The 13,918-nt window shown below is 39.3% G+C and carries 13 protein-coding genes; 5 read left to right on the top strand and 8 right to left on the bottom strand.

What is annotated here, in order from left to right; genetic code table 11:
- Nucleotides 1–14: 14 nt before the first annotated feature.
- The 6 genes from AB3217_RS07460 to AB3217_RS07485 all read right to left on the bottom strand — a co-directional run bounded on the left by AB3217_RS07460 (nt 15) and on the right by AB3217_RS07485 (nt 6,896).
- Entirely contained in the window at nt 15–1,175 is a 1,161-nt protein-coding gene (locus AB3217_RS07460) for a CamS family sex pheromone protein (RefSeq protein ID WP_057782534.1), read from the bottom strand.
- 113 nt (nt 1,176–1,288) lie between these two features.
- Complete coding sequence (gene pcrA, locus AB3217_RS07465; protein WP_367365917.1) at nt 1,289–3,556, bottom strand: DNA helicase PcrA; 2,268 nt, start codon at nt 3,554–3,556, stop codon at nt 1,289–1,291.
- A gap of 178 nt (nt 3,557–3,734) precedes the next feature.
- The gene (locus AB3217_RS07470; protein WP_057782530.1) at nt 3,735–4,904 is read right to left on the bottom strand and encodes an ATP-grasp domain-containing protein; all 1,170 of its coding nucleotides are present in this window, start codon (nt 4,902–4,904) and stop codon (nt 3,735–3,737) included.
- Nucleotides 4,905–5,036: 132 nt separating this feature from the next.
- On the bottom strand, nt 5,037–5,609 hold the full coding sequence (locus AB3217_RS07475; RefSeq protein WP_367365918.1) for a xanthine phosphoribosyltransferase: 573 nt from the start codon (nt 5,607–5,609) through the stop codon (nt 5,037–5,039).
- A 20-nt stretch (nt 5,610–5,629) separates the two neighbouring features.
- Nucleotides 5,630–6,271 (bottom strand): glycoside hydrolase family 73 protein, encoded by a 642-nt coding sequence (locus tag AB3217_RS07480; protein WP_057782597.1) that lies wholly within the window; start codon nt 6,269–6,271, stop codon nt 5,630–5,632.
- Nucleotides 6,272–6,290: 19 nt separating this feature from the next.
- Nucleotides 6,291–6,896, bottom strand: a complete 606-nt coding sequence (locus tag AB3217_RS07485; RefSeq protein WP_068805972.1) for an ECF transporter S component — start codon at nt 6,894–6,896, stop codon at nt 6,291–6,293.
- 114 nt (nt 6,897–7,010) lie between these two features.
- Between AB3217_RS07485 and AB3217_RS07490 the strand changes: the two genes are divergently transcribed.
- The gene (locus AB3217_RS07490) at nt 7,011–7,964 is read left to right on the top strand and encodes an NAD(P)-dependent oxidoreductase (RefSeq protein WP_367365919.1); all 954 of its coding nucleotides are present in this window, start codon (nt 7,011–7,013) and stop codon (nt 7,962–7,964) included.
- A 208-nt stretch (nt 7,965–8,172) separates the two neighbouring features.
- Here the strand turns inward: AB3217_RS07490 and AB3217_RS07495 are convergent, their stop codons facing one another.
- A complete protein-coding gene (locus AB3217_RS07495) occupies nt 8,173–9,612 on the bottom strand; it encodes an APC family permease (protein ID WP_068805981.1) in 1,440 nt (479 codons plus the stop codon).
- A 119-nt stretch (nt 9,613–9,731) separates the two neighbouring features.
- On the bottom strand, nt 9,732–10,277 hold the full coding sequence (locus AB3217_RS07500; RefSeq protein ID WP_057782522.1) for a PadR family transcriptional regulator: 546 nt from the start codon (nt 10,275–10,277) through the stop codon (nt 9,732–9,734).
- A 105-nt stretch (nt 10,278–10,382) separates the two neighbouring features.
- Between AB3217_RS07500 and AB3217_RS07505 the strand changes: the two genes are divergently transcribed.
- From AB3217_RS07505 to AB3217_RS07520, 4 genes are all read left to right on the top strand, one after another.
- Nucleotides 10,383–10,919 (top strand): phenolic acid decarboxylase, encoded by a 537-nt coding sequence (locus AB3217_RS07505; RefSeq protein WP_068805985.1) that lies wholly within the window; start codon nt 10,383–10,385, stop codon nt 10,917–10,919.
- A 173-nt stretch (nt 10,920–11,092) separates the two neighbouring features.
- Complete coding sequence (locus tag AB3217_RS07510; RefSeq protein ID WP_057785073.1) at nt 11,093–11,629, top strand: helix-turn-helix domain-containing protein; 537 nt, start codon at nt 11,093–11,095, stop codon at nt 11,627–11,629.
- Nucleotides 11,626–12,507, top strand: a complete 882-nt coding sequence (locus AB3217_RS07515; protein ID WP_232310845.1) for an IS3 family transposase — start codon at nt 11,626–11,628, stop codon at nt 12,505–12,507. The genes AB3217_RS07510 and AB3217_RS07515 overlap by 4 nt, the downstream gene beginning before the upstream one ends.
- Before the next feature lie 152 nt (nt 12,508–12,659).
- Complete coding sequence (locus AB3217_RS07520; RefSeq protein WP_063697918.1) at nt 12,660–13,901, top strand: ISL3 family transposase; 1,242 nt, start codon at nt 12,660–12,662, stop codon at nt 13,899–13,901.
- Nucleotides 13,902–13,918: the final 17 nt, after the last annotated feature.

Raw genomic sequence — 13,918 nt, forward strand, 5'->3', positions numbered from 1 at the left:
AGTACCCTTACCGCTTAATAACTACCGAAAACGTGCGTTGTAAAACTCTTGCCAGAACTCTTGCGACTTAGGAAACTTTGTACCCCATCAGTCGTTGAACTGACCGTGATATCTGTCTTTACACCACTTGGTAAGTATTTTTCCGCCTGATCAGCTAAGAATTGCGTAAAACTCTTAATTTCAGTTTCACTATAAAATTGAGTAGTAATAGAAACGTTCATCCCTTGCAAAGACCCGTTCTTATACTGAGCTTGGGCAGTGACACCACTTAAGTTGGGGAAGAAACTTTCAACTTCTGATTTGAAGTTTGAAAATGCATCGGCATCATTGGTGTTTGGTGCCGTTTCACCAGTTTTAAGTGGGAAAACCACATTTTGAATGTCTAGAGCCTTCCACTTCTTAATAGAATCGCCATTGCTGACAGAGTAAGTAACGTAATGCCCACCAATTAGACTATCATTAGAGGCCTGTTTATACAGGGCAATCACGATTGGGACATTCTTAAGAGCCGCCCTTTTACGTAACCGAGCCAAAACCTCTTTGGCCATGGCTTTTCCCTCTTTTTCCAGAGTTGCATCACTAATATCAGTTTCGTACTGAGCACCATAAGTGGTCTTTCGATAATAATCAACCGAGTTCATTGCTAAGCCAATGGTGACCCCACTCAACTTCAATTTGCTACCACTCTTTTGCATGTAATCTTGTTCTTCAATACTCTGCAAATAAATCGGATTTCGTTTGGTTGGTTCGGTTGAACCATTGCTTGCTGGATTCAATCCAGTCGTATTGGATTTCGTTTTTCGACCAAGCCAATTTTCAACGGTACTCTTAGATAAATATTGACCTTCCTGGAACACATACTTTGTGGTTGAAAATTGTGTTTTTGAAATATCCTGCAAGCCAGTTTCAAAACTCTTCAAATTCATTAAATTAGAATCTTGATTAGCAGTTACACCACGTGATTTACTGGTTAAATATTTTCCATTCTTAATCACACCCGCATATTCCGAATCATTTGTTTGACCCGTCACTTGATAGCTGCCACTCTTAGAACTTGTGGTCGTTTTACTGCTACTTGAACTGGAACTTGATTTATTACTGCTACTGCCACACGATGCTAGGACCACTGCGCTAAACACAACTGCAATGCCAAGCAAACTTTTCTTTAGATTCACCGCGTATTTCCTCCCATTTCAATCATAATTCACTCTTGAATTATGAGGATTAAATCGAAAAACTGTCAAGGTCTTTTCTATAGATAAGCCGTTTATTACTTGAAAATTAACATTTAATCTTTGGAGACGTGACTAATTGGGGCAAAAGCAGCCAGCAGTCGTTTGACACCTTGATCTGGAAAAGCAATATCTAATTCTGCATCTTCGCCTTCGCCAGTTACTTTGACAACTGTTCCAACACCCCAAGCTTTGTGTTGCACTTTATCACCCGCTGACCAACTAACCTTGTCAGCTCCAGTACCAGCATACTTTTGTGGTTTAGCGGCTGGTCGATGATATGTTGTAGCAGTTGCCCGTTCTAGTTTACGATCAAATGGATATGATTTCTGCCGATTGGCATACCCACTTGGTGCAGCCCCAGCTGTTTGATTAGCAGACTCCAAAACATCTGGATCAATTTCTTCAATAAATCTTGATGCTGGGTTATTTTGTAAACGACCATACAGCATTCGAGAATATGCATTGGTAATGTAAAGTTTCTTTTGTGCACGCGTGATGCCCACGTAGGCTAAACGGCGCTCTTCTTCGAGTTGATCTTCGTCCATCGCCGCTCGTGCTAGTGGGAAGATTCCCTCTTCCATTCCAATCAGGAACACAACAGGAAATTCAAGTCCTTTGGCCGCATGCAAAGTCATTAACGTAACTGCGGAAGGTTCTTCTTCCACACTATCCTGATCAGAAACTAACGCTAAGTCAGCTAAGAAATCAGCCAAACGTGTTTCCGCAGTTGTTTCTTCGTCATCTTGATGACTATCATCAAACTGTTTGGTAACTGTCAAAAATTCTTCGATATTTTCTAAACGAGTTTGAGCTTCTAGAGAACGAGATTTCTCAAGTTCAGATTTGTAACCCGTTTTGTCTAAAACTTGTTCCGTTAAATCGGTGATGTTCAAGAATTCTGCCATCCGTTTTAAATCGGTCATAATACCTGCGAACTCATCAATGGCATTTTTGGCGCGACTCGCAATTTCATTAGCCACTTCCACATTTTGAGCAGCTTCAAACAGGGACCAGTGATTGTAATTTGCAAAATCCGTCAATTTTTCGAGTGAGCTGGTTCCAATTCCACGTTTAGGTTCATTAATCACCCGTTCAAAACTCATCGAATCATCAGGATTGGCAAGTAACGTTAAATAACTCAAAACATCCCGAATTTCTTTTCGATCATAAAACTTATGACCACCAACCATTGTGTACGGTACATTTGATTTTAAAAATGTATCTTCAACGGCTCGTGATTGCGCATTTGTTCGGTACAGCACAGCAAAGTCGCCATATTGATAATGATTATCTTCAATTTGTTGTTTCACCTGTTGCACAATGAAATGCACTTCATCATTTTCACTTTGGCCCCGGTAATAAGTAATATCTTCGCCTTCATTATTTTGGGTCCATAACTTTTTAGGTCGCCGGGTGGTATTGTTTTTGATCACAGAGTTTGCTGCATCCAGAATTTTTTTAGTTGAACGATAATTTTGCTCCAGTAAAATAACCTGGGCATTTTTATAGTCCTGTTCAAAATTTAAAATATTTTGCATGTCAGCACCCCGCCAACCATAAATACTCTGATCAGCATCACCCACAACACAGATATTTTCAAACCGTTTTGCCAACATGTTGACTAATGTGTATTGGGCCTGATTAGTATCCTGATACTCATCAACATGAATATAGTGGAATTTATTTTGGTAATAACTCAGTGTTTCTGGATTTTTTTTGAACAAGAGGATGGTTTGCATAATCAAATCATCAAAATCCAAAGCCTGATTAACTTTCAAACGGCGTTGATATTCTTCATAGGCCGCTGCCACGACAACTTCAAACGGTGTTTTAGCGTTTGCTTTATATTCTTGTGGCGTTAACAAATCATTTTTAGCATTGGAAATAGCTGACAACAATGATTTTGGATCAAATTTCTTAGGATCGTAGTTTAGCTCAGACACAATATGTTTCATCAGCGTCCGTTGTTCACTGGTATCAGCAATTGAAAACGCTCGATTATACCCAATTTGATCAATATTGCGCCTTAAAATCCTGACACACAACGCATGGAATGTTGAAACCCATGTGTCAGATCCGGCACTACCTAGAAGTTTAACAACTCGCTCTCGCATTTCCTTTGCTGCCTTGTTTGTGAAGGTAATGGCTAAAATATTCCAGGGATTAACGGCCTTTTCTTCAATCAAATAAGCCACCCGATGCGTCAAAACTCGGGTTTTACCACTACCAGCACCCGCCATAATTAAAAGTGGCCCTTCAGTTGCCTGAACTGCCTCTTTCTGTTTGTCATTTAGACCCTTTAATAACCTATTTTCGGCCAAAAGTTTCAATCCTCTCTATCCAAAACCAATTCTATTCAAAAAACTCAATTACCCTTAATTATACCAAAAAGTGAGGCATACTTGACCTTCCCGGCCAAAATAACCTAAATTTCTTGCATAATCACAAAAAAAGAATCAAGACAAAGTTTTCTTATCCTGATTCTAAAGATTACTGACTTTATTCTGCTTTCCCAAAGTCGATAATTGGGTGATTCGCCCAAATCTCTGTATTATCAATTTGTTCTTGTGCTTGCTGTGTAGAGTTGGCTTCCACCAATGCATAACCGGCACGTGTTTGTTTTTCGGTTGTTTTATTTTGCGCGTACATGTGGAAATACCAATTATTTTTGATATTCCACTGTGTCCGAATAGCTTCCATCTGGCTCTTATCAAAGTTCACCATAATACTTGGCATGAATAACTTGATATCGCTTAGTGGCATTCCTGCAATTGCTCGGAGCTGTTGGTCAAACACACTCACATTTGTGGCCCGGTTGAAAACATAGCCAGGACGATGAATAGCTGGCACAATGCGATTGACATAAATATCTTCTGATCCGGTTACGGCAAACGAAATTTCAAATACACCCACATATTCCAAAGCATCAGCAACTTCATTTGTAATTCGCAATAGCTCATTTTGGACACTATCAGAAACAACAGCCGGTACAATGGTTTCAACCAAATGTTCCTGAGCATACACGTTTTCTGCAATCGGAAAAATCTTACGTTCGCCGTTCATTCCCTGCACCACTGTAAGTACCAATTCCTGTTGAGAATCAACTGTGGATTCCAGAATGTAAGTCCGCTCATTTAATAAGTCTGCCGCTGCGGGGATATCCGTTTGGGTATTGATCCGTAACTCCGTGTTGGGTTCGAAACTCTTTTGAATTGGTTTCAAAACACTTGGGTATCCAATTGAATTAATGGATTCGTAAATATCACTCAAACTAATCACCGTTGCGTACGGTGCGGAATTTAAATTAAGCTGATCAAAAAAGGCACGCTCAATTAGACGATCTTGGGTGACTTCTAGAGCATTGGTTCCCTGCGGAATTTTCGTAAACTGCTCTAGATATTTAAGTGTTTGTGAATCAACATGTTCGGACTCATAAATTACAGAATCACATTTTTCGCCAAATTCACGCAATTTATTGCCATCGTTTGGTTCACCAACGATATGTACATCTGCCAATTGCATAGTTTCACTGACTTCGTTTGCCCCATATGCAATCACCCGAAGACCTAAACGACGTGCTGCTGTGATTAGTTGGGACCCATTTGTACTATCCCCAATAATTCCCAAAGTATCACCAGGATATAATGTTGCATTACTTGCTACTGCCATTTAGCCCACCCATTCTTATGCACCCATTAACGTGCAAATTTCTTTTCATTCTTTTTACCGATCATAATGACTTCAACCTTAATATTACTGTTGTCGTCCTTCGTTGGCAAGTATATTCACTGGGTTTTTGCATTAATTTAAAAATTGGACCTCACCATTTTCCAAACTACTAATTTGCGCTAACGCTTCCAACTGAATATTTCGTTTGGTGATCAAAGTTCGTCCTTTTTGGAAAGTCTTTTCAATGACAATACCAATCCCTTGCACTTCAATGTTGGCCTCATCCACAATGTTCAACAATCCTTGGACGGCCTGACCATTTGCTAAAAAATCATCAATAATTAAAACAGAGTCATCTGCACTGATGAACCGTTTGGCAATCGAAATTTTATTTGTGGTTTGTTTTGTGTAAGAATACACATCCGCAGTATACAGGTCATCAGTTAACGTCAGACTTTTATGTTTTCGTGCAAAAATTACCGGAACCTGCATAGCTAACCCGGTCATCACTGCTGGTGCAATTCCTGAAGATTCAACCGTTAAAATTTTTGTGATTGGTTTATCTGCGAACCGCTTCGCAAATTCTTTGCCCACTTCAAACATGAGTTGCGGATCAACTTGATGATTTAAAAAGCTGTTTACTTTCAAAACATTATGGGGAAGAACAATTCCCTCTTTACGAATGCGGTCTTCTAATAATTTCAAAATAGTGCCTCCAAATAGTTTTATTGTGCATCATATTGCTCTAAGTTATAGGTCTGAATCAAATCGATCAACTTTGCCGGATAATTCGGATCGGTTGCATAGCCTGCTGTGTAAAGTGCCTGAGCCGCCGTTTTATAGTTAATCGCTGTCCGGACTGCTTTATACTGATCTTTATTCCAGTTCGTTCCATTCACAAATAGTAAGGTATGGTCTTTAACAGAATCTTTCCAACTATTGTACACCCGAAAACGAGCGGTAACGGTAATCCATTTACCATTCACAAATTCCTGAGTCTTCATTTCCTTGGTCGTTTGGTAGACGGTCCCCTTCATCCCAAAGTAATTGTTGTAGTCTTTCGAAAGCTGACTAGTCCCCCAGTCGGATTCCAAAATGGCCTGTGCAATCGTAATGCTTGGGAGCACACCATATCTTTTCTGCATTGTTTTGGCATACGGTGCCATGGTACGAATAAATTTTTGATGATTAACTGTACTCAAATTAGTTGCCGGCGTTGAATTGGAAAACGAAAGCTTAGGCACCAATTGCACAAACAACACGATCAGCATACCTAAAACTAAAACCAGCGAAATAACCCCAGATAATTGTAATTTACCTCGTTTAAATAAAAAATTGTTCTTTCGTCGCTTTTTTCGTTTCGCCAAATTCATCCATCTTTCTACATTATTTATTAAATCGTTGTTTTCCCAACTTGGTATATTTCAGAAGAGGTAACGAGATTAAAGGTACTAAAATACCAGCCGCAATTGCTTCTGGAATCCCATTAGTTCCTGCCACAAACAAAATGTACGGCGTTAGCGCCTGAAAATTGATGGCCGCTAACACTGCAGAACCCTTACCAAAGAAGAAGGCAATACCTCCTAAAACTAGGATCGTATTGACCAAAGCCCCAACCACACCACTTATCACTAACGGTACGGTTAATTTGGCGTGATTACGTGCCAATTTTGTAAATAGCCAACCAGCAATTAAACCAATCAGAATCCTAGGCAGGACCGAAATGAGCGGATTAACCATTACAATGTTACCTAACACACTCGAGGTAACTGTTAACGCACGAATCCAATCCGCGATACCCCATATGCCGCCAATAATGGCCCCATCAACCGGTCCAAACACCACCGCGGCAATAATTACCGTAATATGAATCGTGGTAATATTTAGTGGTCCGACTGGTAAATACCCAATTATTGGTACATAATTTTGAAGGATGATGATTGCCGCAAACAATCCTAAAATACTAATCCGACCTGCAGAATTTTTTCCCATTGTTGTCCCTCACAAGATAAAAAGCCATTTGATTTCATAATTGTTAAGAAACATTATACCATGTAAGTGACCAAAAAATTAACTACAAACCACTTTATAAGGAGTTGTTAAGGTTTGGAGAACCTTTTACTTTTAACAGATAATTCAGAATTAGATTTAAGCGCCTACCGAAATTTAGGTGTGCACATTTTTACTGAAGCAACCATTAAGCCGAGCGACTATGCTTCTATCACCATTATGTTCGGCTGGAAACCTGATATTTCCAAAAAAGTTTTAACAGCTACTGGTAGTTCCCTAAAATGGCTGCAAACTTTTAGTGCGGGCGTTGATTATTTACCGCTTGCTCAATTGAAAGCAAAACACATTCTGGTCTCAAATATGAGTGGTGTTCACGCCATCCCTATTTCACAGACTATTTTACTTTATGCGTTATACTTTGCCCGTGATCTACCACGAGTATTGGCTGATGCTGAACAAAAGCACTGGACTGATCAACATAATTTTGGTGAGGTGGTTACCCTCGATGACCTAACCTGGACCATTTTTGGGACTGGCCATATTGGTAGCGAACTAGCCCGCCTGTTAAAGTCATTTCATGCCAAAGTGATTGGTGTCAACCGTACTGGCCACTCAGCTGCCAATTTTGACGAAACCTATGCCCAAAGTGACTGGCGAAAAGCCGTGGCGGATACAGATGTCATTGTAAACATCATGCCATTAACTAAAGAAACTGCTCATTTCTATGACAAAACCTTTTTTGATTTCTTAAAATCGGCTTATTTGTTTGTGAATGTTGGCCGTGGTGGTTCTGTGGATACGACTGCCTTGATTGAAGCGTTGCATTCTGATCATCTTCAGCACGCAGCATTAGATGTATTTGAGCAAGAGCCTTTGCCGAGCAGTAGTCCATTGTGGCAAATGCCCAATGTATTGGTCACGCCACACTACTCTGCGCAAATGCCTCATTTAGGTCGTGCCTGGGACAAAATCTTGCTACCAAATCTAGAACAATTTATGAAGGACGGCACCGTGGCTACTAATCGAGTGAATATGAAAAATGGGTATTGATGCTTGATATTATAGTCTGCAAAAACGGTGATTGGTTTCTTCGTATTTTAAAAGGACTGAAGAAAAAATATTTTCTTCAGTCCTTTTTTATCTGAAACGTGTTCCTCTGAAACGTGTTCCAATGCGCAGACTCTTCCGTTTAGCCCAACATCAGACACCATCCACACAACCCGTGGATAATATCTGATGTTATGCTAATACTCACAGTCTAACCGTGCTTTTCCACACTCTTTTCTTCATTTCTTCTTGCAATACTATGCGAAAATCCATAACTAAAGTAGATCACCAATCCGATCACTAGCCAAATTCCAAACATCTTCCACGTAAATGGCGCCAACTGCAACATCAAATACACGCATGCCGCAAACGACAATATTGGAATAAACGGATACAGCGGCACCTCGAATGACTTAGGCAAATTTCTAAACTTTCGATCACTTCGCAAAAACACAACGCCCAATGACACCATCGCAAACGCAAACAACGTTCCGATATTCACCAACTCCGCAATTTTACTCAATGGAATCACACCCGCAAAAATACTTGCGATCAATCCAAAAATCCAGGTATTAATTACTGGTACATGCGTTTTAGGATTTAGTTTATGTAACGCCTTTGGTAAAAGACCATCCCGACTAATCGCAAAAATCAACCGGGTTCCCCCATAAGACATCACAATTAGCACCGTGGTCATCCCGATGACTGCCCCAAGTGAAACAATGCCGGCCACCCAGTTTTGATGAATCAGATGTAAAGCTAGTGCCACTGGATCAGCCACATTGAGTTTGGTGTAATGGACAACACCAACCAACACCACAGAAAGCGCAATATATAAGACTGAAGCCACAATCAGTGAAGAAACAATTCCAATTGGCATATCTCGTTTCGGATTTTTAACTTCTTCTGACGCCGTAGAAACTGCATCAAAACCAATGTACGCATAAAACGCAACCGCAGCCCCTCTGATCACACCTTTCACTCCGAAAGGTAAAATTGGATTGTAATTAGCGGGACGCACATAAAACGCGGCGACAACGATAAAAAGTAAAATCACCGAAATCTTCAAAATAACCATCACGGCATTAACTCTGGCAGATTCACGCACGCCTTGGACCAGTAAATAAGCAATGATCATTGTAATCACAAAAGCTGGTAAATCAAAAATCGCATGGGGACTACCAGAAGTACCATAAGCTGCCCGAAAAATTTCTGGCAAGTGAATTTTAAAACCGGCGAGAATATTTTGAAAATAGGCTGACCAACTAACTGCCACCGACGAAACTGCAAACAAATATTCCGAAATTAATGCCCATCCAAGCACCCAAGCAATTAGTTCTCCAAATACAGTGTAGATATACGTATACGCACTTCCAGCTAATGGAATGGTTGATGAAAATTCCGAGTAACACAAAGCTGCTAAGGAACAGACAATTGCTGCCACTAAATAAGATAACCAAACGCCTGGACCACTATAGGATGCGGCAATAATTCCTGGAGTGATAAAAATCCCAGCACCGACAATCGCGCCAACCCCCATAGTTGTTAAGCTAAACGCATTTAAAGATTTTTCCAATCCGGTTTTTTTAAACATATCAGTATTAACTTCTTTACGGACAAACAGATCCGCAAATTTACTCGTTCTCGACATAACTTCGCTCCAATCATTATTGGTTTTCGATTAGACATAATGTTTAATTCTAATCAATATCTAAGAAAATGTCAATTTTGCTTCTTAAACAAAACACTGATGGCATCCCTTCACCTTAATCACTCCGTTTTAATTGTTTTCACCATTTCAGCCAACCAGTTGCTGTACCCGCGTTCGCGATCAATTGCATGCCGTAGCACTAATGAATGCCCAAAATCTTGATCAATTCGTTTTTGATTCGGAAACTTTTCCTGAAATTGTTGTTCTAAATGATGTAATTTTTCATCATGATACTGTTGTTGCATTGTAATCATTGGTCTAAGCAACTCCGACTTTGGATCGTCAATAAAAAATAGTTTCAAAATAAATTCATCATGGCTTCCAGTCAAATCCGATGGTGATTTCAGCCATGCGTTAAATGTTTGCTGACCAGCCGAGGTCATGTAGTACTGCTTTTTTTGCAGTTTTTGCCCTACCGTGATGGCTTCATGCGCAATCAGGTGATCAGCTTCCATCCGTTTCAAAAGTGGATAAATTTGACTATGATTTGCCGTCCAAAACTCTCCAATGTCCGAATCAAATGATTTCGCAAGGTCGTAGCCAGTCTGACGTTGCTTCTTAAGCAATCCTAATAAAATATACTTTAAGCGATTCTTTTGAGCCATTTATGCATCCTCCTTGACGAACTGTTAAAAATATTGTAGCATGATCAAGTCATCAAAAACATGTAATTAATTACATGATTACTTATTATTGGAGAAATTTGACTCATGACAAAAACATTTAAAACATTAGACGATTTTTTAGGCACTCATTTTATCTATACGTACGATAACGGCTGGGAATATGAATGGTACGCAAAAAATGACCATACCGTTGACTACCGAATCCATGGCGGTATGGTTGCCGGCCGTTGGGTTAAAGACCAAGAAGCCAACATTGTGATGCTTGTTCCTGGGATTTACAAGGTCGCCTGGACTGAGCCAACTGGAACCGATGTTGCGCTTGACTTCGTTCCTAATGAAAAGAAACTTAACGGAACCATCTTTTTCCCTCGCTGGGTTCAAGAACATCCCGAAATTACGGTAACTTACCAAAACGATCACATTGATCTCATGGAAGTTTCTCGAGAAAAATATGAAACTTATCCTAAATTAGTCGTTCCAGAATTTGCACACATCACTTACATCGGCGACGCGGGACAAAACAATGAAGACGTCATTAGTGAAGCCCCCTATCCAGAATTACCAGCTGACATTCGTGCGGGTAAATATTTTGACGAAAATTATAAACGCATCCACAACTAAATAGCTCTTCAACAAGTTATCACCTTACAGTTTCTGAGTCTGCGAACAATCGCATTCAGAAACTGTCTGAGTGATAACTTATTTTTTTGCACAAAAAAACGGGTCTACACTTTCTGGTATTAAAGTGAACCCCCAAGGTTGGACAGAAAAATCCAATTTTGGGGGTTTCATTTATGAGTAAATTTAATTTCGATTTTAAAGTTAAGATTGTCACCGAGTATTTAAGTGGTCAGGCAGCTTATTCACTAGCGAGAAAGTATGGGATTGGCAGCAAGGCTACCGTTTCAATTTGGATTCAGCGATTTGAAAGATTTGGTATTAAAGGACTTCAGCCAAAAGCCATGGACTTAGAATACACTAGTCAGTTTAAAGTTGATGTATTAAACTGGAGGAAACAAAATCAGGCCTCACTTCCAGTAACCGCCTTACACTTTAATTTATCCTCGCCAAGTACAATTTGGCAATGGGAAAAGCGATTTGAGACATTAGGAATTAAAGGGCTTGAGCGAAAGCGAGGCAACTCGAAAAATATGGCAAAACACAAGAATGAGAACGCTAAACCAGTTGTCCAAAAGGACAACTCAACAACAAAAGATACTTTAAAGCAACTCCAAAAAGAGAATCAAATGTTGAAGATTGAGAATGAATACTTAAAAAAATTAGAAGCCTTAGCTCGGAAAAAATCAGCACAAAGGAAATCTCGAAAATAGCGACTGAGTTGAGGCAAATATTCCAAGTATCAATTAAATTGATTCTCAAAGTAATTAAAATACCGCGTAGCACGTATTACTACACTCGAAATCATGAAGGTCGAAAATTCAATGACGATCAAGTTATTCAAGCAATTGATGAAATTCGACAACAAGATTTAAAATACACAAAGAAGTACGGGTACCGTCGAATTACAAGTGCTCTGCATGATTTAGGATTTCAGATAAATCACAAGCGGGTTTTACGTATTATGCAAGAACATGCCTGGATATGTCATGCCTTTAATCGCCAAACTCGTAAATATAACTCGTATAAAGGATTAGTTGGTAGGATTGCCCCTAATCGGTTAAAGCGTCGCTTTAAGACCGACAGACCCTATCAAAAACTTGTAGCAGACGTCAGTGAATTTCGATATGGATCTATGGGAACAAATGAACGCGTTTATTTGGAACCGGTACTAGATTTATTCTCTGGAGAAATTTTAGCATTTAATATAAGTGAACATCCAACAGTTGAATTCGCCATTAAACCGCTCAAAGAAGCTTTAGAAGGACTTCCGGCACTAAATTATCGGACAACAGTTCATACTGACCAAGGCTTTCAGTATCAACATCGCCAATGGCGAACGCTCTTGAAAGAACATCATGCATTCCAAAGTATGTCTCGTAAAGCGACTTGCCTTGATAATGCAGTAATGGAGTCATTCTTTCATATTATGAAAGCAGAAATGATGGATGAACATTTTGAAGATAAAACTAGCCTAATTCAAGCAATGAAAGATTGGATAGACTTCTATAACAACCGTCGTATCAAAACAAAATTAAACGGCAAGCCCCCGGTAAAATACCGAGAACTCGCCGTTCAAAAAGCAGCTTAACAATTTGTCCAATTTTAAGGGTTCACTTCATATTGGTGAATAACTAATACCGGTTTTTTGTCTGTTTTGAAAATCAGAAAAATAAAAAAGGACATCTGTCCTCTTTGTGCTACGATTTAATCGCCAAAACAAATCGAAAAGAGGAAATTCAGATGTCCCTAACTAATTCTATCTTATGCTTATTCGAAATAACAGACCCAAACTTAATTGTCACTGGTATTTCTAAAGAACGGTGTTCCACAAACCAACGTATTCATGTCGTCCATGCAACTTTGTCTTATCAACTTTTAAAGTGCCCACATTGTGGCCATAAAAGCTTAATTAAAAACGGAACTCACATGAGTCACCTGCGTTTAGGAACCTTATCCGGTGGTCGTTACGAAATGCATTTAAAACGTCAAAGATACCAATGTAAAGATTGTTCAAAAACCTGTGGTGCTAAAACTAAGTTGGTTAATCGTAACGAAACTTTCACACATAATATCAAACATCAAGTGATCGTTTTGGCACGCGATATGTTGACGAGTAAAGAAATTGCTAAACTTTGTGGAATTTCGCCAAGCAGTGTTCAACGAATCCTAAATGCCAATATTCACTTAGCCTATCGTGTTAAACATCTCCCAGAGAATCTTTGCTTTGATGAATTTCGTTCCTGTAATCACTGGATGTCCTTTAATTGTTGCGATGCCGTTAGTCATCGCCGAATTGTTACTTTAAAAGATCGGCTAAGTAAAGATATCATTGACTACTTTGAAGCTCGTTTTTCGGTTCAAGAACGTGCCCAAGTTCAATCAGTGACGATTGACATGAATGCTGAATATGGCAGCTTCATTCATCGCTTATTTCCCAATGCGGCCACGATTATCGATCGTTTCCATATTATTCAACTGGCTGGGCGTGCCTTAGATAATGAACGCACGCAGACCATTCGTACTATCCAAGATAAGCATTCACGAATTTATCATATTTTAAAATCTCAATGGCGTTTATTTCATCTTGATGAAATAAAAGTTAATGATTCTAAGGCTGTTTATTTACGCGGAATTAACGAGTATATGACGCAACAAAACGCCATTGATTTAGCTCTAGACGCTTTTCCCAGATTTAGATCTGTGTATCAAACCTATCAAGGTATCTTAAGTGCCATACACCAAAAGGATGCTAATGCGTTCCAATCCTTACTTACTAACTACCAACCCACTAGTAATCAAATGGACATAACGATCAACACGTTTATCAAAAATGGTTCAGCCCTTCTAAACAGTTGTCGTTATCCATTTTCCAACGGTCCAATTGAAGGACTTAATCGTAAAATCAAGGCATTAAAGCGTAACTGTTTTGGTTTTCGAAATATTGACAACTTCTTTATCCGGATTAGTTTAATTCATGAGTAAACAAAAAGCACATTCAC

This window comes from Pediococcus parvulus, assembly GCF_964063155.1.
In the GTDB taxonomy this organism is placed as follows: Bacteria; Bacillota; Bacilli; order Lactobacillales; family Lactobacillaceae; genus Pediococcus; species Pediococcus parvulus.